General features: G+C 71.7%; 19 protein-coding genes and 2 rRNA genes. 9 read left to right on the top strand and 12 right to left on the bottom strand.

Annotated elements, in window-relative coordinates:
* The first annotated feature begins 92 nt into the window (after window positions 1-92).
* A complete protein-coding gene (locus tag ACGF5U_RS05695; protein WP_392713165.1) occupies window positions 93-659 on the top strand; it encodes a DJ-1/PfpI family protein in 567 nt (188 codons plus the stop codon).
* A gap of 267 nt (window positions 660-926) precedes the next feature.
* Here ACGF5U_RS05695 and ACGF5U_RS05700 read toward each other — a convergent pair whose 3' ends face one another.
* Entirely contained in the window at window positions 927-1,589 is a 663-nt protein-coding gene (locus ACGF5U_RS05700; RefSeq protein WP_392713221.1) for an HAD family hydrolase, read from the bottom strand.
* A gap of 113 nt (window positions 1,590-1,702) precedes the next feature.
* Window positions 1,703-2,209 carry a DUF6912 family protein gene (locus ACGF5U_RS05705; RefSeq protein ID WP_392713166.1) on the bottom strand — a complete coding sequence of 169 codons (507 nt, stop codon included), beginning with the start codon at window positions 2,207-2,209 and terminating at the stop codon, window positions 1,703-1,705.
* A gap of 269 nt (window positions 2,210-2,478) precedes the next feature.
* Between ACGF5U_RS05705 and ACGF5U_RS05710 the strand changes: the two genes are divergently transcribed.
* Window positions 2,479-3,327, top strand: a complete 849-nt coding sequence (locus tag ACGF5U_RS05710; protein ID WP_392713167.1) for an Rv3235 family protein — start codon at window positions 2,479-2,481, stop codon at window positions 3,325-3,327.
* A 610-nt stretch (window positions 3,328-3,937) separates the two neighbouring features.
* Here the strand turns inward: ACGF5U_RS05710 and secA are convergent.
* Complete coding sequence (gene secA, locus ACGF5U_RS05715) at window positions 3,938-6,748, bottom strand: preprotein translocase subunit SecA (RefSeq protein WP_392713168.1); 2,811 nt, start codon at window positions 6,746-6,748, stop codon at window positions 3,938-3,940.
* Between the two features lie 254 nt (window positions 6,749-7,002).
* Here secA and ACGF5U_RS05720 point away from each other — a divergent pair, with 254 nt between their 5' ends.
* Window positions 7,003-7,575: a GNAT family N-acetyltransferase gene (locus ACGF5U_RS05720; RefSeq protein ID WP_392713170.1), complete on the top strand. Its 573-nt coding sequence runs from the start codon at window positions 7,003-7,005 to the stop codon at window positions 7,573-7,575.
* Window positions 7,576-7,719: 144 nt separating this feature from the next.
* Window positions 7,720-8,883 (top strand): winged helix-turn-helix domain-containing protein, encoded by a 1,164-nt coding sequence (locus ACGF5U_RS05725; protein ID WP_392713172.1) that lies wholly within the window; start codon window positions 7,720-7,722, stop codon window positions 8,881-8,883.
* Between the two features lie 157 nt (window positions 8,884-9,040).
* Here the strand turns inward: ACGF5U_RS05725 and ACGF5U_RS05730 are convergent, their stop codons facing one another.
* The 7 genes from ACGF5U_RS05730 to mtnA all read right to left on the bottom strand — a co-directional run bounded on the left by ACGF5U_RS05730 (window position 9,041) and on the right by mtnA (window position 17,720).
* On the bottom strand, window positions 9,041-9,814 hold the full coding sequence (locus ACGF5U_RS05730) for a response regulator (protein WP_392713174.1): 774 nt from the start codon (window positions 9,812-9,814) through the stop codon (window positions 9,041-9,043).
* A 204-nt stretch (window positions 9,815-10,018) separates the two neighbouring features.
* Window positions 10,019-10,708 (bottom strand): ribosome hibernation-promoting factor, HPF/YfiA family, encoded by a 690-nt coding sequence (gene hpf, locus ACGF5U_RS05735; RefSeq protein WP_392713175.1) that lies wholly within the window; start codon window positions 10,706-10,708, stop codon window positions 10,019-10,021.
* A gap of 377 nt (window positions 10,709-11,085) precedes the next feature.
* On the bottom strand, window positions 11,086-11,844 hold the full coding sequence (locus ACGF5U_RS05740; protein ID WP_392713178.1) for a ComF family protein: 759 nt from the start codon (window positions 11,842-11,844) through the stop codon (window positions 11,086-11,088).
* A gap of 56 nt (window positions 11,845-11,900) precedes the next feature.
* On the bottom strand, window positions 11,901-13,661 hold the full coding sequence (locus ACGF5U_RS05745; RefSeq protein WP_392713223.1) for an LpqB family beta-propeller domain-containing protein: 1,761 nt from the start codon (window positions 13,659-13,661) through the stop codon (window positions 11,901-11,903).
* Between the two features lie 172 nt (window positions 13,662-13,833).
* Window positions 13,834-15,876: an MtrAB system histidine kinase MtrB gene (mtrB, locus tag ACGF5U_RS05750; RefSeq protein ID WP_392713179.1), complete on the bottom strand. Its 2,043-nt coding sequence runs from the start codon at window positions 15,874-15,876 to the stop codon at window positions 13,834-13,836.
* A 1-nt stretch (window position 15,877) separates the two neighbouring features.
* The gene (gene mtrA, locus ACGF5U_RS05755; protein WP_191870552.1) at window positions 15,878-16,567 is read right to left on the bottom strand and encodes a two-component system response regulator MtrA; all 690 of its coding nucleotides are present in this window, start codon (window positions 16,565-16,567) and stop codon (window positions 15,878-15,880) included.
* Between the two features lie 4 nt (window positions 16,568-16,571).
* Window positions 16,572-17,720 carry an S-methyl-5-thioribose-1-phosphate isomerase gene (mtnA, locus tag ACGF5U_RS05760; protein ID WP_392713181.1) on the bottom strand — a complete coding sequence of 383 codons (1,149 nt, stop codon included), beginning with the start codon at window positions 17,718-17,720 and terminating at the stop codon, window positions 16,572-16,574.
* Between the two features lie 182 nt (window positions 17,721-17,902).
* On the opposite strand from mtnA, the gene ACGF5U_RS05765 reads away from it, so the two are divergent.
* The 5 genes from ACGF5U_RS05765 to ACGF5U_RS05785 are packed head-to-tail and all read left to right on the top strand — an operon-like array spanning window position 17,903 to window position 23,339.
* Window positions 17,903-19,138: a glycerophosphoryl diester phosphodiesterase membrane domain-containing protein gene (locus tag ACGF5U_RS05765; RefSeq protein ID WP_392713184.1), complete on the top strand. Its 1,236-nt coding sequence runs from the start codon at window positions 17,903-17,905 to the stop codon at window positions 19,136-19,138.
* Window positions 19,139-19,142: 4 nt separating this feature from the next.
* Window positions 19,143-19,838, top strand: coding sequence for a DUF4129 domain-containing protein (locus ACGF5U_RS05770; RefSeq protein WP_392713185.1), 696 nt, complete (start codon window positions 19,143-19,145; stop codon window positions 19,836-19,838).
* Entirely contained in the window at window positions 19,835-21,037 is a 1,203-nt protein-coding gene (locus ACGF5U_RS05775; RefSeq protein WP_392713186.1) for a DUF4350 domain-containing protein, read from the top strand. The genes ACGF5U_RS05770 and ACGF5U_RS05775 overlap by 4 nt, the downstream gene beginning before the upstream one ends.
* Window positions 21,034-22,017: an AAA family ATPase gene (locus ACGF5U_RS05780; RefSeq protein ID WP_392713188.1), complete on the top strand. Its 984-nt coding sequence runs from the start codon at window positions 21,034-21,036 to the stop codon at window positions 22,015-22,017. The genes ACGF5U_RS05775 and ACGF5U_RS05780 overlap by 4 nt, the downstream gene beginning before the upstream one ends.
* A gap of 11 nt (window positions 22,018-22,028) precedes the next feature.
* The gene (locus ACGF5U_RS05785; protein WP_392713189.1) at window positions 22,029-23,339 is read left to right on the top strand and encodes a DUF58 domain-containing protein; all 1,311 of its coding nucleotides are present in this window, start codon (window positions 22,029-22,031) and stop codon (window positions 23,337-23,339) included.
* A 97-nt stretch (window positions 23,340-23,436) separates the two neighbouring features.
* Here the strand turns inward: ACGF5U_RS05785 and rrf are convergent.
* Window positions 23,437-23,553 (bottom strand): 5S ribosomal RNA (gene rrf / locus ACGF5U_RS05790).
* A 91-nt stretch (window positions 23,554-23,644) separates the two neighbouring features.
* Window positions 23,645-23,941 (bottom strand): 23S ribosomal RNA (locus tag ACGF5U_RS05795); the annotation flags it as partial.

The raw sequence follows: 23,941 nt of genomic DNA on the forward strand, positions 1-23,941 counted from the left end.
TATGTGTACAAAAGACGGGCCCGAAGTTTGACACTCTGGACAGCGACAGGTGTGCTCTCGGCCAACAGCTCCCCTCGGAGGCAGCGACACTCATGGCAACGAAGATCCTCATCGTCACCGGCGACGCCGCGGAATCCCTCGAAGTCCTGTACCCGTACCAGCGACTCCTGGAGGAGGGGTACGAGGTCCACATCGCCGCCCCCGCCCGCAAGACCCTGCGGTTCGTCGTCCATGACTTCGAACCGGGCTACGACACGTACACCGAGAAGCCCGGCTACACCTTCCCCGCCGATCTCGCCTTCTCGGAGGTCGACCCGGGCCAGTACGCGGCGGTGGTCGTCCCGGGCGGCCGGGCGCCGGAGTACCTGCGCAACGACCCGGAGCTGCGCAAGATCCTGAAGTCCTTCTTCGACGCCGACAAGCCGGTGGCGCAGATCTGCCACGGCCCGCTGCTGACGGCCGCCGTCGACGGCCTGGAGGGGCGCCGGGTGACGGCGTACCCGGCGCTGGAACTCGACATGCAGGCGGCGGGCGCCACGTTCCAGGACACGGAGGCCGTGGTCGACGGGACGCTGGTCTCGTCCCGCGCCTGGCCGGACCATCCGGCGTGGATGCGGGAGTTCCTCCGGGTCCTCCGCGCGAAGTCGCCGGCGACCTGACGCCACGAGGGGCGCCGCGGTGCCGGTGACGCGGCGCCCTGCCGCTCCTTGCCCGTGGCTCCGCCGCGCGCGGGGCCACGGGGCGGGACGACGGCGGGGAACGGGGTCGGGCGCCGGGGGCCGGGGGCCGGGGCGGACGGCAGGGCCGGGATGGAAGCCGGGGGCCGGGATGAGTGCCGGGGGCGGGGACGGAGGCCGGGGGCCGGGATGGCCGGGGGTCGGGATGGCCGGGGGTCGGGATGGCCGGGGGTCGGGATGGAGGCCAGGTCAGGCGATGAGGTCCTCCGCCACGGCGACGGCCTCCTGGAGGCTGTCCACGACAGGCACGCCCACCGATTCCAGGCTCGCGCGGCTGTGCGAGCCGCCCGTGTACAACACCGCCTTCGCGCCCACGTGCGTTGCCGCCACCGCGTCGTCCGCGGCGTCACCGATCACCACGACGCGCTCCGCGGCCACGCCTTCCAGCGCCAGCAGATGCCGCACCATGTGCTCGGCCTTGCCCGCCGTCGACTCGCCGATCCGCCCGTCCACCCGGACGAACCGCTCCTCGATGCCGTGCCGCCGGACGATCGGTATCAGCCGCTCGTGCGGGGCCAGCGACAGCAACGACTGCGTACGCCCCACCGCCGCGCTCGCCGCGAGCAGCTCCGCCGCGCCGTCGGTGAGCCCGCAGGCGTCGGCCCGCGCCCAGTAGTGCCGGTGGAAGGCGCCGTCCATGACGGCCCACTCCGCGTCCGTGGGCAGCCGACCCATCAGCCGCTGGTAGAACAGCGGAACCGGCACGCAGTACAGCTCGCGGTACCGCGCGAGCGTGATCGGCTCCAGGCCTATCTCCTCGAACGCGGCGTTCGTCGCGCCGATGACCGCGTCGATGTCGTCGAGCAGGGTGCCGTTCCAGTCCCAGACCAGATGCGTGCCGTGCTTACCCATGCGCTTCCCCATGCTGAAAACGGTACCGGCAGGCTGTGACAGCGAACCCGCTCGGCCGCCGCCCGGTCGGACACGGCTCAGCCGGCCCGGCTGCCCGGCCGCCCGGTCACCGCTCAGCCGATGAGGTTGGGGATCTCCTGCACGCCGAACCACAGCAGTTCGTGGTCCTCCGCCCCGTCCACGGTGAACTGCGCGTCGTCGTCGCCCATGTCCGCCGCGCCCAGCGCGTCCGCCGCCGCCGACACATCGCCCTCGGCGTCCTCGGCGTCGGCGTGCACGGCCGCCGCCTTGGCCAGCGGGACCGGCGCCGCGATCCGCACCTCGCCCACCGACGAGGGGTCGAGGCCGCCGTCGGGGTCGGCCGCCGCGGCTCCGTCCGGTACGTCGACGGCGACGACGACCCTGCGCCGCTGCGCGCCCGGGTCGCCCGCCAGCAGCCGCAGGGAGGCAGACGCGGCCCGGCTCAGCGCCGCGTACTCCAGCTCCTCGATGTCGTCCGAGACGTACCACTCGCGCAGCCCGGGCGTGACGGCGTACGCGGTCAGCGGGCCGGGGCCCAGCTCGCCGGCCCTGTGCGCCTGTGCGAGACCGGGGATGGTCGTGGGGACGTACACGCGCATGACAGGCCGCTTTCGTAGTCGGAAGACGCCCTCAGGATACGTGGGAGGTCCCCCTTCGGGGTCGCCCGGAGGCCCCGCACAGCGTCCAGCCGCCACCGCGCGCGCCCGCCGGGTCGCCCGGCGTCTGAGCCGGGTCGCCACCCTGATGGGTGATCGCCCCGGGGCTCCGGAAAGGCCGGGGCGGGCGTTGCGACGGCCGCACGGCGCCCCGTAGAAGGAGCCCAGAAGTTACCGCCCGGTACCCGGGCCCGACCAACGGGGGCAGACACATGACCACGACGGAGACCACCCAGCGGGTCACGGGCGGCACGTCCGCCGAGACCGCCGCCGCACCCGCACCCGTGCCCGCGCCGCCGGCCGCCGGTGGCGCCGGGAGCGCCGGGGCCACCGCCCGTGGCGCCCAGCACCGTGCCGCCGCCGTACGCCCCGCACAGGGCGCGTCCCGCCCCGGAACGCACGGCCTGCCGACACCGGCCGCTCCGGCTCCGCCACGCCCCGACCGGGTTCCCGAGCCCCGCCGCGCGACCGGCCCCGCCGGCACCCACGCGGCAGCCACCCCCGCGGCTGACGCGGCGGGCGCAGCCGGAACGGGTACGACCGCAGCGGCCCCGGCTCCCGAACCGGCCCCCGCCGCCTCCGCCTCGGCCGCTCCCGCCTCGGCCGCTCCCGCACGGCGGCGGGACGTACAGCGAGACGTACGGCGGGATCCGCGCGGGCCGGGACGCGGAGCCCTGTCACGTCCACGGGCCCCGAGGCCGCGCCCGCTGCCGCCGCACGCCGTCTTCGCCGAGCGGCTGCTCGCCGTGTTGAGCGGGGAGCGCCCCGTCCACTGGATGCTGGGGCAGACCATCGGCGAGGCGTACGAGCAGTTGGTCCGCCTCGCGCCCGCGAATCCCCTGCGCCCGGTGGACGGCCCTGGCGGCCGGGGTGTGCGACCGGTCGTGCGCCGGTGCGCGGGCTCGCCGCTGCGTCCGGGGGTCGTGGAGGCGTACGCGAGCGTCGTCGCGGGCGGGCACATCCGCGCCATGGCGTTCCGGCTGGAGCTCGGTGAGGACCGGAAGTGGCGCTGCGCGGCCGTGGAGCTGGGCACCGGCCACACCGCCGCCCGGCACACCTGACAGCGGGGCCACGCCTGAAGCCGGGCGCCGCACGGTGCAGGGGTGGCCGCACCGTACGTGCCAGGGGGGCCCGCACTCGCAGCCGGGCGCGCTCGGCGCGACGGACGCGGCACCTGACAGCGGGTGCCGTAGGGGGCGGACAGCGGCCTTACGGGGGGTGCCGCACCCTAAGCGGGTCGCCGCGCGGTGCCGGGGTGCCCGGACTCGCAGCCCTGCGCCGCTCGGCGCGACGGCCGCCCCCCTGACAGCGGGTGCCGTACGGGACGGGCAGCGGCCTTACGGGGGGGGTGCCGCACCCTAAGCGGGTCGCCGCGCGGGGCGAAGGGCGGCCTACGGGGCCGGGGGATGCCGCACCCGAAGCCGGGCGCCGCACGGGGCGACCGGCGCCGCACCCGAAGCCGGGCGCCGCACGGGGCGACCGGCGCCGCACGTGACGGCAGCCGTCGCCCCTCCCCGCAGGCGCCGCCCCTCCCCGCAGGCGCCGTCCCTCCCCGCGGGCGCCGTCCCTCCCCGCGGGCGCGCGTGGCGGCGGCGCCGCGAACGGGGGCGGGGCCGGGCTCACCGCTCTCGCGTGTGCCCGGCCCCGCTCGCGAACCTGTCGGTCGCGCCGTCACTTCTTCCGGCGACGGCCGCCCTTCTGCGCCTTGCGGCGCTCCGCGCGGGTCATGCCGTCGGTCTCCGACCGGGGCTGACCGTTGTCGAAGTCGCCCTCCACGACACCGCCCTCACCGTCGACGGTCGGCGCGGAGAAGTGCAGCCGGTTCGGCCGCTGCGGAGCGTCCAGACCCTTGGCGCGGATCTCCGGACGGCCCGCGCCCGCCGGCACGGCCTCCTCCTTGGCCAGCGAGGTCTTCTCGGCCGCGTCCTGCACCGGGACCTCCTCGACCTGCTGCTCGACCTGGACCTCCAGGTTGAACAGGTAGCCGACGGACTCCTCCTTGATGCCCTCCATCATCGCGGTGAACATGTCGAAGCCCTCGCGCTGGTACTCGACCAGCGGGTCCTTCTGCGCCATCGCGCGCAGGCCGATGCCCTCCTGGAGGTAGTCCATCTCGTAGAGGTGCTCGCGCCACTTGCGGTCCAGCACGGAGAGGACGACCCGCCGCTCCAGCTCGCGCATGATGTCGGAGCCGAGCTGCTTCTCCCGCGCGTCGTACTGCTCGTGGATGTCGTCCTTGACGGACTCGGCGATGAACTCGGCGGTGATGCCCGCGCGGTCCCCGGCCGCCTCCTCCAGCTCCTCGACGGTGACCTTCACCGGGTAGAGCTGCTTGAAGGCGCTCCAGAGCCGGTCCAGGTCCCACTCCTCGGCGAAGCCCTCGACGGTCTCGGCCTGGATGTAGGCGTCGATCGTGTCGTCCATGAAGTGGCGGATCTGCTCGTGCAGGTCCTCGCCCTCCAGGACGCGGCGACGCTCGCCGTAGATGACCTCGCGCTGGCGGTTGAGCACCTCGTCGTACTTCAGGACGTTCTTACGCGTCTCGAAGTTCTGCTGCTCGACCTGCGACTGCGCGGACGCGATCGCGCGCGTGACCATCTTGTTCTCGATCGGCACGTCGTCCGGGACGTTGGCCATCGCCATGACCCGCTCGACCATCTGCGCCTTGAACAGACGCATCAGGTCGTCACCGAGGGACAGGTAGAACCGGGACTCGCCCGGGTCGCCCTGACGGCCGGAACGACCGCGCAGCTGGTTGTCGATACGGCGCGACTCGTGCCGCTCCGTGCCGAGCACGTACAGCCCGCCGAGCTCCTTGACCTCTTCGAACTCCGCCTTGACCGCGAGTTCCGCCTTCTCCAGCGCGGCGGGCAGGGCCGCGGCCCACTCCTCGACGTGCTCGACCGGGTCCAGGCCGCGCTGGCGCAGCTCCGCCTCGGCCAGGTCGTCGGGGTTGCCGCCGAGCTTGATGTCGGTACCGCGGCCGGCCATGTTCGTGGCGACCGTGACGGCGCCCTTGCGTCCGGCCTGGGCGACGATCGACGCCTCACGCTCGTGGTGCTTGGCGTTGAGCACCTCGTGCGGGACGCCGCGCTTGGACAGCTGCTGGGACAGGTACTCGGACTTCTCGACCGACGTCGTACCGACGAGGATCGGCTGGCCCTTCTTGTGCTTCTCGGCGATGTCGTCCACGACCGCGGCGAACTTGGCGACCTCGGTGCGGTAGATCAGGTCCGACTGGTCCATGCGGACCATCGGCCTGTTCGTGGGGATCGGGACGACGCCCAGCTTGTAGATCTGGTGGAACTCGGCGGCCTCGGTCATGGCCGTACCGGTCATGCCGGAGAGCTTGTCGTAGAGGCGGAAGAAGTTCTGCAGGGTGATCGTGGCGAGGGTCTGGTTCTCGTCCTTGATGTCCACCCCCTCCTTCGCCTCGATCGCCTGGTGCATGCCCTCGTTGTAGCGGCGGCCGGCGAGGATACGGCCGGTGTGCTCGTCGACGATCATGACTTCGCCGTCGATGACGACGTAGTCCTTGTCCTTCTTGAAGAGTTCCTTGGCCTTGATCGCGTTGTTCAGGTACCCGACGAGCGGGGTGTTCACCGACTCGTAGAGGTTGTCGATGCCCAGCCAGTCCTCGACCTTCGCGACGCCGGCCTCGTGGATGGCGACGGTGCGCTTCTTCTCGTCGACCTCGTAGTCGCCGGTCTCCTCGAGACCCTTGAGCGGGTTGCCGGCCTCGCCCCGGGTGAGACGGGTGACGAGCTTGGCGAAGTCGCCGTACCACTTCGTCGCCTGGTCGGCCGGGCCGGAGATGATCAGCGGGGTACGGGCCTCGTCCACGAGGATCGAGTCGACCTCGTCGACACAGGCGAAGTTGTGGCCGCGCTGGACGAGCTCGTCCTTCGACCACGCCATGTTGTCGCGCAGGTAGTCGAAGCCGAACTCGTTGTTCGTGCCGTACGTGATGTCGCAGTTGTACTGCTCGCGGCGCTGCGCAGGCGACATGTTGGCCAGGATGCAGCCCACCGTGAGACCCAGGAACTTGTGGACGCGGCCCATCATCTCGGAGTCGCGCTCGGCCAGGTAGTCGTTGACCGTGATCAGATGGACGCCCTTGCCGGACAGCGCGTTCAGATACGCCGGGAGCGTGCCGACGAGGGTCTTGCCCTCACCGGTCTTCATCTCGGCGACATAGCCGAGGTGAAGCGCCGCGCCGCCCATCAGCTGGACGTCGTAGTGACGCTGGCCGAGGACGCGCTTGGCCGCCTCACGGACGGTCGCGAACGCCTCGGGGAGCAGGTCGTCGAGGCTCTCACCGTCCTGGTACCGCTGCTTGTACTCCTCGGTGAGCGCCCGCAACTCGGCGTCGGAGAGGTTGACGAAGTCCTCTTCGATGGAGTTGACCTGGTCCGCGATGCGGTGCAGTTTGCGCAGGATCTTGCCTTCGCCTGCACGCATGAGCTTGTTGAAGACGGACACTGAGGCTGGTCTCCTTGCCGGTCGGGCCTGGCACTGGGTCTTGTCATGGACACTGGCACGGGCACGGCAGGTGGTCCCCACCGCAACGGTCATCGTAAGCGAGGACACCACCGCGCCGGGAGGTCCTCCGCCAGAGGGGTACCGCCGGGCAGAGGCGACTACCGCCCGTAAGGAGAACGCACGGGGGCCTTGGAAGGTGCCGCCCATCCCGAAAAGTGTTCGCTCCGTGCACCCGGGCGCACCAGAATCCCGTCATGGAACCCGTCACCCTCACCTCCGAACGCCTGCTGCTGCGGACCTTCACTCCAGACGACGCGGAGGAGGTTCGCGCGGCCTGTCAGGACCCGGACATCCTGCGCTGGATACCGGTGGCGGATCCGTACGAGAGAGAGCACGCCGACGATTTCGTGGGGCGCATCGTGCCCGACGGCTGGAGTACGGACACCTCGTACACGTTCTCCGTGCGGCCGAGGGGCGGCGGCCCGCTGCTCGGCTCGACCAGCCTGCACCACCCGTGCGAGGGCACCTGGGAGATCGGTTTCTTCACCGTCGCCGAGCACAGGGGCCGGGGCTACGCGGTGGAGGTCGTGCGCACGCTGGCCGCCTGGGCCTTCACCGACCTCGGCTGCACCCGGCTGGAATGGCGCGCCCAGGTGGGCAACACCGCCTCGCGGATCGTCGCGGAGAAGGCCGGTTTCACGATCGAGGGCACCCTCCGCGCGGCGCTGCCGTACCGGGGGACCCTCCGGGACTGCTGGCTCGGCTCCCTGCTGCCCGCCGACCTCGGGCTGCCGGGGGCCCAGGTGTATCTGCCGGCCCGCGGCTGAGCGCCAGGGAGACGTCGGGGCACGAGGTGCGCCCCGTCGGCCGCAGCCGTCGGGGCGCGCGGGGCCGGCGGGCGCGCGGGGCCGGGCCGGCCGGTTGTCCACAGGGCAGGGCCGCTGTCAGTGGCCGCGGCTATCGTGCGAACCATGACGACCCCGCCGCGTCCCGCCATCGAACTCTCCGCCGACGAGGCCCGCCGTATCGCCCTGCGCGCCCAGGGGTTCCTGGGGGCGCCGGACAGACGCGCCGGGGTGCGGGGTGTCCTCCGTCACCTCGGCGCCGTACAGCTGGACACGATCTCGGTGCTGGCCCGCTCGCACGAGCTGATCCCGTACGCGCGGCTGGGCGCCGTCGGCCGGAAGACCGTGGACACCGCGTACTGGACCGACGGGCACGCGTTCGAGTACTGGTCGCACGCGGCCTGCATCCTGCCGGTCGAGGAGTGGCCGCACTTCGCGTTCCGGCGCCGTGCCTACCGGGCCCGTCCGCACTGGTACCACGACCTTCCGGACGGCGCCTACGACGCTGTGATCAAGCAGCTGAGCGCCGAGGGTCCGCTGACCGCCACGGAGCTGGGCGGCGCCAAGAACGGCGGCGAGTGGTGGGACTGGTCCGCGTCGAAGGTCGCCGTCGAGCGGGCGCTCATGTACGGCGAGGTCGTCTGCACCGAGCGGCGCGGCTGGAAGCGCGTGTACGACCTGGCCGAGCGCGCCATTCCCGACGCGCTCCTCCACGACGAGCTGGACGACACCGAGTGCCTGCGCCGGCTGGTCCGGCTGGCCGGGCAGGCGCTGGGCGTCGGCACCCGGGCGGACATAGCGGACTACCACCGGCTCAAGGGCGAGCAGTTCGACGCGGTGGTCGCCGATTCGGGGCTCGTGCCGGTCCGGGTGGAGGGCTGGGAGAAGCCCGCCTGGGCGGACCCCGAGGCCCTGGCGACCGAGCCGCGCGGCCGTCACCGTACGACGCTGCTGTCGCCCTTCGACTCGCTGATCTGGGAGCGGGCGCGCACGGAGCGGATCTTCGGCTTCACGCACCGGCTGGAGGCGTACGTGCCCAAGCAGAAGCGGGTCCACGGCTACTTCGCGATGCCGCTGCTCGCCGGTGGGCGGCTGCTGGGCCGGGTGGATCCCGCGCGGGACGGGAAGACGCTGGTGGCGAAGCAGGTGTCGCTGGCCGGGGGCAAGGCCGTCGCTCCCATGGCGCGGGCGCTGCGCGAGGCCGCCGAGTGGGTGGGCTGCGACAGCGTACGGATCGAGCGCGTCGACCACCCGGAGCTGGCACCCGCCCTCGCGGCGGCCCTGGCCTGACCTGGCCTCCTCCGCTCCCCGAGCCGCTCTCCCGAGGCCGGGGGCGCCCCCGGCAGAAGGCGCCCCACCCGGGGCTGTGGCCACGCGCAGCGCCGGAACGGGCCGGTCGGCGCCGGACCGCGCTCGGGGAGCGCCGAGGCGCGCCCGTCAGCGCCGGTCAGCGAATTTCGAGGATCTTCTCCCGCATCGCGTAGACCACCGCCTCCATCCTGGAGTGCAGCTGCAGCTTCTCCAGGATGTTGCGCACATGGTTCTTCACGGTGTTCTCGGAGATGAACAACTCCTTGGCGATGTCCCGGTTGTTCATTCCGGTGGCGACCAGCTTGAGGACCTCCAGCTCCCGGTCGGTGAGCCGGGGCGCGGGGACGAGCCGGCGGTCGTCGGTGCGCTGGATCATCGACTTGAACTCGGTGAGCAGCTTCGACGCCATCGACGGGCTGATCTGCGACTGGCCGTCGGCGACGGCCCGGATGGCGGTGGCCACCTCGTCCGTGGAGATCTCCTTGAGGAGATAGCCGGTCGCGCCCGCCTTGATCGCGTCGTAGAGGTCGGCCTCCTCGTCGCTGATCGTCAGCATGATGATCTTGGCGCTGGGGGCGACCTCCTTGATGGAGGTGCAGGCCTCGATACCGCCGCGCTTGGGCATCCGGACGTCCATCAGAACGATGTCGGGCAGCAGATCGGCGGCCTTGTCGACGGCTTCCGCTCCGTCGCCCGCCTCACCCACGACCTGGATGTCCTCCTCCTGCGCGAGGACGATTTCCAGCCCCCTCCGGAACAGGGCGTGATCGTCGACCACGAGCACCCGAATGGGCTCGTCCCGGGACGCTCCCGCGCCCCTGCCGGTGTCGCCGTCCTCTCCACTGCCCAATGCGCCGACCGGGGCGTCGGAGCCGCCCGTGTGGTGCACCGGGCCGAAGCTGTCCGCCATCGTTCCTCCCCCTGAAGGCCAAGGCCTGAAGTTCATGGTCGCTGCGCCAACCGCGATGAGGAGAGCACCGGTTGGGCGCGCCACCATGATTTCATGCCCCGGCGACGAAGCGGTGATCCTCAGGTCGCACAGTGGTGCCCCTGGGGGCGCACGCGGCGCTCCAGGGGCACACTTTCAAGCCAGATCAGTGACCGTCAGCTGGCGTCAGCCGCCGAGCGCACCGCCGGCACCGCCTCCCTCACCGCCTGCCAGGGGGTCGTTCTCGAGATGAATGACGCCGTAGTCGTAGGCGTGGCGCCGGTAGACGACGCTCGGCTGCTTGGTCTCGGAGTCGACGAACAGATAGAAGTCGTGCCCGACCAGCTCCATCTCGTAGAGCGCCTGGTCGAGTGTCATCGGGGCGGCCGTGTGGGTCTTCTCGCGGACGATCAGCGGGCCTTCGCCCCTGACTTCGAGCGAACCCATACGGGTGGTCGGGATCGTGTCGGTCGCTTCCTCGACGACGGCGACACCGGTCCCGTTCAGCCGGGCCACGCCCGGTACGGCGTCCGCCACCTCGGCGGCCGACATCCGGCCGCTGCCCCGACGGGTGTGACGCTTGTCGTGCTGCTTGCGCAGCCGCGCCTCGAGCTTGCTCGTGGCGAGGTCGAGCGCTGCGTACGGGTCGCCTGCTGCCGCTTCCGCCCGGATCACCGGGCCTCGGGAGTGAAGGGTGATCTCCACGCGGTCGGACCGGTCGGCCTGCCGCGGGTTGTGTTCCTTGGACACCTCGACGTCGAGGCTGATCACCTTGCCGTCGAGCTTCTGGATCTTCTCCAGGTTCAGCTTCTCGGCCACGTGCTTGCGGAACCGCTCGGGCACCTCGGTCTTGCGGCCCTTGACGACGATGTCCACGCAGAACTCCGTTCCCGGATTGCTCCGACCAGCTCACAGCCGGCGAGCATCTCCCTTTTGCACCAGGCCCCGGTGAGTACCGGAGCCTTGGACTTGGCGACTTAGCCCTCCTCCTCCCCAGTCGACAAGATCCTCACCCCACCGATTTCCGATGTGGCTGACCGCTCCTCTTTCCGGGCGGCAGCACGGTGCATTCGGTGAAGTGCGGCTCGTGCCATTCCTCACAACCGAACATAGCTCGCCCGGACGTGTATCGGCACCCGCTCCCCGCACAAACCTCCGATCAGGTGCTTTTCAGCTCTCACTATTGGCAACGTGCAGGGCCCTTCGGCGGTTCCGACGCCCGGGAGACGGGGCCGAACGGCCCCGCGAGGCGATTACCCCGGACCTCCGGGGGTACCCCGGGTTCCCGGGCGGTGCGGCGCGAACGCGTCGGCCGGCGCGGCGACCACGGCGGCGGCCATGGCCGTAAGCCCCGGGGCGGGTGGTGCGCACGCGGCACTCAGTGCCCTGCTCGCCTCGACCAGTGACGCCCCGGTCGTCATGAGGTCGTCCACGACGACGATCCGGCCGCCCGCGAGGACCGGGCCCGCCCCGGCCACGACAGTCAGGGCGCCGGTCATGTTGGCCAGCCGCTCACGGGCCCCGAGGCCCGCCTGGTCGGCCACCCGGCGCCGGTGCCGCAGCACGGGCAGGGCCCGCGCGGGCGTCCCGCTCCGCCGCAGCTCGGCGGCCGCGGCCACCGCGACCCTCCGTACCGCGTCGTGGCCGCGCGCCCGTACGGCGGGCCGCGCGGACGGCACCGGTACCAGGAGCAGGGGCGCGCCCCGCACGGCCCCGTGCGGGCGCACAGCCGCCTGTACGGCCGCGGCGAGGGCGGCCCCGAGGGGTCGGGCCAGTCCTATGGCGCCGCGCTCCTTGTGGGCGAGGAGCACGGCCCGTACGGCGTCGGTGTAGGGGGCGGCGGCGTGCACGTCGGGCAGTCCGGCGGGCATCGGCACCGGACGGACCCTGCCCGCCGCTCCCCCGTACAGCGCGTGCCCGCAGGTGTCGCACAGCCGCGTCCGGGAGCAGCCGCAGCCTGCGCAGGCGACCGGCAGCACGAGCCCGGCGATCTCCCGCCACCATCCCCGCATGGCTCCACTGTGCCGGGGGCGCGGGGGGCCGTCCACCCCTGTGGAAAACCGTCGGATCAGCCCGGATAGACCGGCGATGTGCCCTTGTCGACCATCGGCTGCCAGTTCACGCCGTTCTGGAGGCGGACGATGCCGTCGTCGGAGGACGCGGCCACCAGCGGCACCCGCTCGTCGTTCGCCGCCGCGACGGCCTTGACCTGGTTCAGGCCGGGGATCCCGGCGGGGGACGTCGAGCCGTCCGTCTGGATGTAGCGCACCTGCTGCACGCCGCCGGCGAGCTTGCCCAGCACCACGAGCCGGCTGGGCCCCGCCCAGGACACCGAGGTCACGGACTCCATCCGGGGCGCCACGGACTGGAGGTCCACGACCGCGACGGTCTGGCGGGCCCCGGAGCCCTGCCGCTCGACGCGGCCGATCTGGAGGGTGGTCCTGCCGTCCTTGTGGAGCAGCAGCGCGGCGCGCACCCCGTCCTCGGAGAGCCGCAGCGCCTCGATCCGTACACCGTCGACCAGCCACGGCGCCGTCACGGTGACCGGCGGGGCCGTGCCGCCCGGGAGGACCAGCAGCCGCGGTTTCGCGGGGTTCCGGTCGGCCACCCACAGGTCGCCCCGGCCGTCCCAGCTGGGTGCGGACAGGCGCTCCTCCCGCCGCTTGCCCTGGCTGCTGACGAGCGGCGCGGGCAGCTCGGACTCCGAAAGGACGGAGGCCACACGGAGGTTGACGCCTCCTTCGGAGACGGCGGCGGCGCGCCGCTCGTCACGGGACACCGCGACCGAGTCGAGCTTCACCGAGCCGTTGCCGAACGGGCCCGGCACATGCTCCGGATGGACCACGTCCTTCGCCGCGACCTCGAGTTCCGCGAGCTTTCCCGCGGCGTCCACGAAGTACGGGTTCTCCGGAATTCCGGAGGTCCGGTCAGCGGTGTAATTCTCCTTCTGGTTCTCGTGCAGCAGGCACAGCGTCGATCCGTCGGCGCGCTGCATCTGCACCTGCTGCACCTTCGTGGACGCCAGATCCCCGACGGTGAACAGCAGTTGGGCGGCCATTCTCTGGCACTGCTCGCGTCCCACGTCGTTGGCCTTCTTGCTGAGCGGCACCTTCAACGTGCTCTGGTCGTCGACCGTCAGCGAGGTGACGCCTTCCTTCAGGGTCGTGCCCGTCGGGAAACGCGAATCCACGACCGGCTTCAACCAGTGCGTGGGCCCTTCGAGAAGTGCCTTGACCGTCTGCGTCAGCGAGTCCATCCGCGTCACGGGGTCCTGGCGCTTGCGGATGTAGACCGGGTCGGCCACGACCCAGTCCTGACCTGACGCGAAGTAATACTTGTTCACCGACCGGTAGTTCCGCTGGAAGTCGGACTCACCGAGCACCAGCCCCTGGGGCAGGCCGTCGATGCGCCACTCCTTGCCCTTGCCGTCGGGGCCGGTCTGCTGCACCAGCCGGATCGACTCGCGGTACTCGATGGCGTCGACCGGCTGGTACGCGTGCCGACTGTCCACCGTCGCCACCCGCTGGCCGGTCAGTTCGTACTGGAGGGCCTCCGCGTCACGGCCGCCGTCGCCCAGCCGCTGGAGGCGGTCCGGCGCGGCCGTGAGCACGGTGGTGCGCTGCTCGGGCTTCCAGGTCCGCGCGGCCTGCTTCGTCAGGTACTTGCGCGCCGTCGCGAAACCGGGGTCGTCACCGGTCATGGCCTCGAGGAACCCGTCGACGATCTCGTCAGGTTCGGCGTTCTCGCGCGGCGTCACCGGGTACACCCGCACCTGGGAGTCGCCAGGCTTGGACGCCTTCACGGCGCTGACGTCGCCGCTGTCCGGCATCGACGCGCACCCGGCGAGCAGCGCGGCGGACGCGAGCACGGCGGCAGCGCGACCCGCGCGGCCACGGCCCTGACGGCTCAGGCCGGCACGCACGCGGTCGTCACGCACGCGGTCGTCACGCACCTGGCTGTCGCGTCCACGGCCGTCGTCGTCAGGGCTGTACCGAAGACGCTCAGCGCCCACTGGTCGTGTCCTCCCGCTTCGGTTCCCGCTCCGCCGGGGCGGTGGCGCCCGTCGGCTCCATGGCACCACGCGCGACCACGCGCGCACCGTTGCCGGGCAGGGCGGTGGGGTCTGCGGCCGCCCGGGTCTGCCGGGGCGGTATCGCCGACGCTCCGGGTACGGTCAGCGGCGAGCGGTCCGCGACCGTCTGCCCGGGCACGGCGGGCTGCCGTCCGGTGTCCCGGGCGCCCCGGCCCTCCCGTACGGCGGCCGCTTCGCGGTTGCGCCGGGAGTCATCCGGTTCCAGGGGTATCGGTGAGCCGCGCAGCGGTTCGTCGGCCGTACGCGGCAGGGTCAGCCGGAACTGCGAGCCGCCGCCGGGTTCGCCCCACGCCTGGAGCCAGCCGCCGTGCAGCCGGGCGTCCTCGACGGCGATGGACAGGCCGAGGCCGGTACCGCCGGTGGTCCGGGCACGCGCGGGGTCGGCGCGCCAGAAACGGTTGAACACGCGGGTGGCCTCGCCGGGCTTCAGCCCGACGCCGTAGTCCCGTACGGCGACGGCGACCGCGCCGCCGGCCGATGCCAGCCGCACCACGACGTCCCGGCCCTCGCCGTGCTCGACGGCGTTGACGACCAGGTTCCTGAGGACGCGCTCGACCCGCCGTGCGTCGGCCTCGGCGACCACCGGCTGCTCGTCGCCGACGACGATGATGCGGCCGCCCTTGTGCTCGGCCAGCGGCTGGGCGCCGCCGATGACCCGGCGTACGACGTCCCGCAGGTCTATCGGCTCGGCCTCCAGGGCGGCCGCTCCCGCGTCGAAGCGGCTGATCTCCAGCAGATCGGCGAGCAGCGACTCGAACCGGTCCAGCTGATCGCCCAGCAGTTCCGCCGACCGTGCTGTCACGGGATCGAAGTCACCGCGTGCCTCGTAGATGACGTCGGCGGCCATCCGGACCGTCGTCAGCGGGGTGCGCAGTTCGTGCGACACGTCGGAGACGAAGCGGCGCTGCATCCTCGACAGGTCCTCCAGCTGCTGGATCTTGAGCTGGAGGTTCTGCGCCATCTTGTTGAAGGCCTCGCCGAGGCGGGCGATGTCGTCCTCGCCTGTGACCTTCATCCGCTCCTGCAGCCGTCCGGCGGAGAGCCGCTCGGCCACGCCCGCCGCCATCCGCACCGGTGTCACGACCTGCCGCACGACGAGCCACGCGATGGCGCCGAGCAGCACGACCACGAAGAGCCCCGCCGTCGCGATCGTCGTCTTCACCAGGGACAGCGACTCCTCCTCCTGCGTCAGCGGGAAGAGGTAGTACAGCTCGTACGAATTGCCCTCGACGTCGTTGAGCCGCTTGCCGATGACCAGGCCCGGCTCGGACGCCTGGCCGTCGATGTAGCGGATCCGGCTGTACGTCTGGAACGTGCCGGTCCCTTGCGCGACCGACTCCCGCAGCGCCGCCGGAATGCTGGTGGCGGGGAAGACACCGCCCGACGCCCGGGCGCCGCGGCTGGGTGCCGCGCCGGCGGAGTCGGAGCTGAGCGCCACCACGTTGAACGCGCCGTGGCCACCGCTGGCCAGCTGCACGACGAGGTCGGACCGCCAGTTCAGCGAGGACCGCGCGGTCACGCCGCTGCCGCTGCCGTCCTGGCCGCTCGGGGCGGGCGGCGCGGACGGCGCGTTGGCCTCGTCCTGGGCCGCCGAGAAGCCTCCGGTCGCCTGGATCTGCGCCGCCCTCTCCTTGGCGTCCAGCAGACCGTTGCGCACCTGGCCGATGACGACGAACCCGAGCAGCAGCACCACGCCGAGCGACATCAGCAGGGTGCCGGCGACCACGCGCAGCTGGATGTTCCGCCGCCACAGCCGTACGGCGGGGAGCAGCGGACGACGGATCCAGCGCATCAGCAGCCGGAGCACCCGCCCGCCCGGCGCTCCGTCCTGGAGCAGTCGGCCGCCCAGGAGGAGCCTGCCGGCGCGCGAGGGCGCGAGCCCCGGTCCGGCAGCCCGCCCCGCACGGACTCCCGGCTTCCCGGGCTTCGGAGCAGCACTGCCGCGGGTCATGTCAGCTCGGTCCGGCCTTGTAACCGACACCACGGACGGTCACGACGATTTCCGGCCGCTCGGGGTCCTTCTCGACCTTGGAGCGCAGCCGCTGCACGTGCACGTTCACCAGCCGCGTGTCGGCGGCGTGGCGGTAGCCCCATACCTGCTCCAGCAGCACCTCGCGGGTGAACACCTGCCAGGGCTTGCGGGCGAGCGCGACGAGCAGGTCGAACTCCAGCGGGGTGAGCGCGATCGACTGGCCGTCCCGTTTGACGGAGTGCCCGGCCACGTCGATGACCAGGTCACCGATGGTGAGCTGCTCGGGCGCGGGCTCCTCGGACCTCCGCAGCCGAGCCCGGATGCGGGCGACGAGCTCCTTCGGCTTGAACGGCTTGACGATGTAGTCGTCGGCCCCCGACTCCAGGCCCACCACGACGTCGACGGTGTCGCTCTTCGCGGTGAGCATGACGATCGGTACACCGGACTCGGCCCTGATGAGCCGGCACACCTCGATGCCGTCCCTGCCGGGCAGCATGAGGTCCAGCAGCACCAGGTCCGGCTTGGTCTCCCTGAATGCGGCGAGCGCCTTGTCACCGTCCGCTACGAACGACGGCTCGAACCCTTCACCACGCAGCACAATCCCGAGCATTTCGGCCAGTGCGGTGTCGTCGTCGACGACAAGGACACGTCCCTTCATAAACGACATCATCCCATTAGCTAATCGTTACCTGTCGTGACCTGGCACACAGCTCAGCAATTCCTGCCCCGGTGACCGGGGACACCACTCCTACCTCAGTGACGATCGCCGTTACCAGTTCGGGGGGTGTCACATCAAAGGCCGGGTTGTAAGCCTGCGTTCCGAGCGGTGCCACTGGCAACCCTCCGGCCGGCCCGACCCCGCCTCCGACCTGCGGCGGAGGTGTGAGCTCCGTCACTTCCTGCCCGGATCGCTGCTCCACCTCGATCGACGCCCCGTCGGGAGTGTCGGCGTCGATCGTCGTGACCGGCGCCACCACCAGGAACGGCACGTGGTGGTACTTGGCCAGCACCGCCAGCGGATAGCTTCCCACCTTGTTGGCCACGGAGCCGTCCGCGGCGATCCTGTCCGCCCCGATGAGCACGGCGTCCACCTCTCCCGCCGCGAACAGCGACCCGGCGGCATTGTCGGTGAGCAACGTGTACGCCATGCCGTGGCGGGACGCCTCGTACGCCGTGAGCCGGGCCCCCTGGAGCAGCGGCCGCGTCTCGTCGACCCACAGCCGCCGCAGCCGCCCCGCCCGGTGGGCCGCGAGTGCCACGGCGAACGCCGTGCCCTCACCGCCCGACACCAGCGCCCCGCTGTTGCAGTGCGTCAGGACGCGCAGGGTACCGCCGGGCAGGAGCTCCTCGAGGAGCGCCAGGCCCCGGTCCGCCATCCGCGCGCTGGCCTCGGCGTCCTCGCGGTGCAGCCGCCGCGCCGCGGCGAGGGCCGCCTCGGCGGCCTCGTCCTGCCCGGCGCCCTTCCCGGCCACCGCCCGGTAGGCGTCGAGCGCCCGCCGCACCCCGACACCGAGGTTCACAGCGGTGGGCCGCGCTCCGGCCAGCGACTCCGCGGCCTCCTCCACGTCGTAGCCCCGCATCGCCGCCAGAGCGACCCCGTAGGCGCCGGCGATGCCGAGCAGGGGCGCCCCGCGCACGGCGAGGGCCTGAATGGCCCGCACCAGCGCCGGTACGTCCGTACAGACCAGTTCGACTTCCTCGGCGGGCAACCGTGTCTGGTCGAGCAGCACCACCACGGGACCCTCGGGCGGCTCGATCCAGCGCAGTACGGGCAGGGCGGACGGCCCTTCTCCGGTGGCAGTTCGTGCGTACTGATCAACCATCCGCCCAGTCTGCCCCCTGAACGATCGACAATGAAGGTGCCCGGCACATACGGGCGCCGGTTCAACGGCGGACGGCGCGTGGCACGATGGCTGCCGACCTTCCGCCCCGCCGAGCGGCCCGGCACCGTGACCGAGCCCGCCCGACAAGCGGGCCCCGCGACCAACGCACGAGGTGGACGACCGTGAACGACACTCCGGGCTGGGCCTCGCCCGGATCCTCCGCGTCCGACGGCCAGGGCTCCGGCCAGCAGGGTCCTGACACTCCCGCGCCCAGCACACCGCCCGCCGACGAGCGGCCCGCGAGCCCGCAGTGGTCCAAGGAGCAGCCGCCCGCCTCCCAGTGGTCGGCGCCCGCCGGCCCGGGCTCCACGGGCCCCGCCCGCCAGCCGGCCCCCCACTGGGGCAACGGCCCCCGGGGCGGCTGGGGCGCTCCGCCCACCGCCAAGCCAGGCGTCATCCCGCTGCGGCCGCTGGGCGTGGGCGAGATCCTCGACGGCGCCGTCTCCACGCTGCGCGCGCACTGGCGTACGGTCCTCAGCGTCACGATCACGGTGTCCGTCATCACCCAGACCGCCGACACCCTCCTCAGGCGCTTCGTCCTGCCGACGCCGCCGCGCATCGATTCCGAGGCGAGCCCCTCCGAGCAGATGAGCCAGCTCACCGCCTATCTGCGGGGCAGTCTCCTCGCGGAGTCGGTGCCGGCGCTGATCACCCTCATGGCCACGTTCATCACCACGGCGCTGCTCACCATCGTCGTCAGCCGCTCTGTGCTGGGCCGCCCGGTGACCCTCGCCGACGCCTGGCGCGAGGCCCGCCCCCGGCTGCTCCAACTCCTCGGGCTGACGCTGCTGCTCGCCGCGCTCACCGCAGGGATCCTGGCCGTCGGCATCGCCCCGGGCCTGTTGATGAACTCGACAGGGGGCGACGCGCTCGCCTCGCTGGGAGGCATCGCGGCCGGTGTCGTCGCCATCTGGCTGATGATCCGGTTCAGCCTGTCCTATCCGGCGCTGATGCTGGAACGGGGAGGCGTCCTCTCCTCCTTGCGCCGCTCGGCGAAGCTCGTCCGGGGCTCCTGGTGGCGCATCTTCGGAATCCTCCTGCTCACCATGCTCCTGGCGATTCTGATCATGGTGGTCATCGCGATCCCCTTCAGCATCATCGGCTTCGCCGTCGACGGTGAAGGCGTCAGCAGCCTTGTCAGCGGCAACACTCCCGACTTCGGCTGGCCGTTCCTCATCGTCACCGGCATCGGAGCGGTGATCGCATCCTCCGTGACCTACCCGATCTCCGCCGGTGTGACCGTCCTCCTCTACGTGGACCAGCGGATCCGCCGCGAGGCCCTCGATCTCGAACTCGCCCGGGCCGCCGGCGTTCCCGGCTACGGCGCCTCCTCCGGCGACACCACGTCCGGGAGCTGATGCGGTGCCGACCACGGGGGGACCGACAGCGGCGTGGGCACAGCTCCCCACGAGCGACGACGTACCGGTGGACATCCCACGCGTCCCGGCCCGCGAAGCGGCCGAGCGTGAGCTGTCCGATCCGATGTACGGCGAGAACGACCCAGGCTTCTTCCAGCGGGCCCTGGAGCGCGTCTGGGACTGGCTCGGCGAGCTCTTCGCCTCCGCCTCCGGCGCCACCCCGGGAGGGACGCTGGGGCTGGTGGTCGTCGTCCTGCTCATCGTGGCCGTGATCGCCGCCCTCTGGTGGCGGCTCGGCACCCCACAGCGTGCCCTGGGCGGCTCGGACTCCCTCTTCGACGAGGGTCCCCGCAGCGCTGCGGACCATCGCGCCGCCGCCGAACGGCACGCGGCCGCCGACCGCTGGAACCAGGCCGTCCAGGAACGCATGCGGGGCATCGTCCGCGCGCTGGAGGAGCGCACCGTCCTCGACCCGCGTCCCGGCCGCACCGCTGACGAGGCCGCCGCCGAAGCCGGCCGGCACCTGCCCGCCCACGCCGGGGAACTGCGCGCGGCAGCCCGCACCTTCGACGACGTCACATACGGCGGGCGCACCGCCGACCAGCGCGCGTACCAGCGACTGAAGGCCCTCGATGCCGCGCTGGAGGCCGTCAAGCCGCGCCTCGACGACACCACCCCGCCCGAGGAGGCGGTGCGATGACCACGGCAGCCACCTCCACATCCCTCACCACCCGCGAGATCTGGACCCGAGTCCGGGGAGTGCTGCTCGCGATCGCTCTCCTCGTCACCGCCGGTATCGTCATGGCTCTCGCCCGCTCCGGCGACCAGCACGGGCGTCTCGACCCGCGCTCCGCCGACGGCAACGGCAGCCGGGCCGTGGCCGAACTCCTCAAGGACCGCGGGATCACCGTCAAAGTGGTCACCACGCTGAAGGAGGCCACGGCCGCGACGGGCTCCGACACCACGCTCCTCGTCGCCGTGCCCGATCTCCTCACCGACCATCAGCAGCACGTCCTGCACGAGGACATGACCACGTCCGGTGGCCGAACCGTCCTCCTCGCCCCGGGCCCGGCATCCCTGGCGACCCTCGCCCCCGATGTCGACACGGACTTCCCCGCGCCGGTGTCCGCCCTCACCCCTCAGTGCTCCCTGCCCGCCGCGCAACGCGCCGGCGACGCCGACCTGGGTGGCGAGCGCTACACGACCGACACCCCGGGCACCGACGCCTGCTACCTCGCCGACGGACTGCCCACGCTGCTCAGGATGCCGGGCACCGCGCAGAGCGACACCGTCCTCCTGGGCTCCGCCGACCTCCTCCACAACGACCGCCTCGCCAAGCGGGGCAACGCGTCGCTCGCTCTTCAACTGCTCGGTTCCCGCCCGCATCTCGTCTGGTACCTCCCCTCGCTGAGTGATCCCTCCGCCACCGAAGGCAGCGGAGACGGTGATCCCGGTGACGGAGCCGAGAGCGACTTCCTCGGGCTGATCCCCTCCGGCTGGCTCTGGGGCACTCTCCAACTGGCCGTCGCCGCCGTCCTGGCCGCGATCTGGCGCGCCCGGCGTCTCGGCCCCCTGGTGACCGAACGCCTCCCGGTGGCCATCCGCGCCTCCGAGACGACCGAGGGCCGTGCCCGCCTGTACCGCAAGACGAACGCCCGTGACCGCGCGGCCTCCGTCCTGCGCTCCTCGACCCGAACCCGGCTCGCCCCGCTGCTGGGCGTCTCATCCCTGGACACCCACTCCCCCGACTCCCTGCTGCCCGCCGTCTCCGCCCGCCTCGGCGACGGCGACAGGGACCTCAGGGCTCTCCTCTTCGGCCCGGCGCCCGCCGACGATGCCGCGCTCGTCCTCCTGGCAGATCAACTCGACGCCCTCGAAAGAGAGGTACGCACCTCATGAGTGCCCCGACCCCCGAGACCGCTGAGAACTCGGACAACGCACGCGCTTCCCTGGAAGCGCTGCGCTCCGAGATCGCGAAGGCCGTGGTCGGCCAGGATCCCGCTGTCACCGGTCTCGTCGTCGCCCTCCTCTGCCGTGGCCACGTCCTGCTCGAAGGCGTGCCAGGTGTCGCCAAGACCCTGCTCGTCCGCGCCCTGGCGGCCTCGCTGGACCTCGACACCAAGCGCGTCCAGTTCACCCCCGATCTGATGCCGAGCGATGTCACCGGGTCGCTGGTCTACGACGCCCGGACGGCGGAGTTCTCCTTCCAGCCCGGCCCTGTCTTCACCAATCTGCTGCTCGCCGACGAGATCAACCGCACCCCGCCCAAGACCCAGTCGTCCCTCCTGGAGGCCATGGAGGAGCGGCAGGTCACGGTCGACGGCACGCCGCGCCCGCTCCCGGACCCGTTCCTCGTGGCCGCGACGCAGAACCCGGTCGAGTACGAGGGCACGTATCCGCTGCCCGAGGCCCAGCTGGACCGCTTCCTGCTGAAGCTGACGGTCCCGTTGCCTTCACGTCAGGACGAGATCGATGTCCTGACCCGGCACGCGGACGGGTTCAACCCCCGCGACCTCCGGGCCGCCGGAGTACGCCCGGTCGCCGGCCCCGCAGACCTGGAAGCCGCCCGTGCCGCCGTCTCCAAGACCACCGTGTCCGCCGAGATCGCCGGCTATGTGGTCGATATCTGTCGTGCCACTCGTGAGTCCCCCTCGCTCACCCTCGGCGTCTCCCCGCGAGGCGCCACCGCCCTGCTCTCCACCGCCCGCGCCTGGGCCTGGCTCACCGGCCGGGACTACGTCATCCCGGACGACGTCAAAGCCCTCGCCCTCCCGACCCTGCGCCACCGCATCCAGCTGCGGCCCGAAGCCGAGATGGAAGGAGTCACCCCCGACTCCGTCATCAACGCGATCCTCGCCCACGTCCCCGTACCCCGATGAGGCGATGAACCGTGGCCCTCACCGGTCGAACCGCGCTCCTCGCGGCGCTCGGCTCTCTCCCTGTCGGCATCCTCGCGCCCAGTTGGACAGGGATGCTCGCTGTCAACGCGCCCCTCTCCCTCGCAATTCTGTGCGACTACGCCCTGGCCGCGCCAGTAAGAACGCTCCGGTTCACCCGAAGTGGTGATACAACCGTTCGACTCGGTGAGAGTGCGCAGGTCCAGCTCACGGTCAGCAACCCGTCCCGTCGACGCCTGCGCGCCGACATCCGCGACGCCTGGCCGCCGAGCAGCTGGCCGACGGGGACCGAGCAGGCCGCATCTCGCCAGAAGATCACGATCCCGGCAGGTGAGCGCCGCAGGCTGACCACGCTGCTCCGCCCCACCCGCCGCGGCGACCGTCCGGCAGAGCGGGTCACCGTGCGCTCGTACGGCCCGCTGGGCCTGGCCGCTCGCCAGGGCAGCCACCACGTGCCCTGGAGTGTGCGCGTGCTGCCACCGTTCACCAGCCGTAAGCACCTGCCGTCCAGGCTGGCCAGGCTCCGTGAGCTGGACGGCCGTACCAGCGCCCTCACCAGGGGCGAGGGCACGGAGTTCGACAGCCTCCGCGAGTACGTCCCGGGGGACGACACCCGGTCCATCGACTGGCGTGCGACCGCCCGGCAGACCACGGTCGCCGTCCGCACCTGGCGGCCCGAACGCGACCGCCATATCCTCATCGTCCTCGACACCGGCCGCACCTCGGCCGGCCGCGTCGGTGACGTGCCGCGTCTCGACGCGGCCATGGACGCCGCCCTGCTGCTCACCGCGCTCGCTTCACGAGCGGGCGACCGAGTGGACCTGCTGGCCTACGACCGCCGTGTGCGGGCCCAGGTTCAGGGCCGTTCGGCCGGAGACGTCCTTCCCGCCATGGTGGATGCCATGGCGACCCTTGAACCCGAACTCGTCGAGACCGACGCCCGTGGCCTCAGCACGGCCGCCATGGCCGGCGCTCCGCGCCGCTCCCTCCTCGTCCTGCTGACGAGCCTTGAGGCAGCGCCTGTGGAGGAGGGGCTTATCCCTGTGCTGCCGCAGCTCACGCAGCGCCACACCGTTCTGGTGGCCTCTGTGTCGGACCCGCACGCCGCGCGGATGGCCCGGGGCCGTGGTTCCCTCGATGCCGTCTACGAGGCAGCTGCCGGCACGCAGGCGCAGGCCCAGCGCGACCACGCGGCGGAGCAGCTGCGGCGCCACGGAGTGACGGTCGTGGACGCCACACCGGACGACCTCGCTCCTGCTCTGGCGGACACCTACCTGGCGTTGAAGGCGGCCGGTCGCCTCTGAGCCACCGATGCACACGTTTCCCCGGAAGGGGAACGTGCCCGAAACGCAAAAATGCCTCAACCCCCGGTCCTAAGACCAGGGGTTGAGGCTAAAAATTGTTCGGCGGTGTCCTACTCTCCCACAGGGTCCCCCCTGCAGTACCATCGGCGCTGAAAGGCTTAGCTTCCGGGTTCGGAATGTAACCGGGCGTTTCCCTAACGCTATGACCACCGAAACACTATGAAGATGAACCGCCGCACCCCAAACCACACACGGTGGGGGGCGTGTTCGTTACTTCAGAACTAACACAGTGGACGCGAGCAACTGAGGACAAGCCCTCGGCCTATTAGTACCGGTCAACTCCACCCATTACTGGGCTTCCATATCCGGCCTATCAACCCAGTCGTCTACTGGGAGCCTTACCCTCTCAAGGAGGTGGGAATACTCATCTCGAAGCAGGCTTCCCGCTTAGATGCTTTCAGCGGTTATCCCTCCCGAACGTAGCCAACCAGCCATGCCCTTGGCAGAACAACTGGCACACCAGAGGTTCGTCCGTCCCGGTCCTCTCGTACTAGGGACAGCCCTTCTCAATATTCCTACGCGCACAGCGGATAGGGACCGAA

The organism is Streptomyces sp. NPDC047886 (genome assembly GCF_043204435.1).
Lineage (GTDB): Bacteria > Actinomycetota > Actinomycetes > Streptomycetales > Streptomycetaceae > Streptomyces.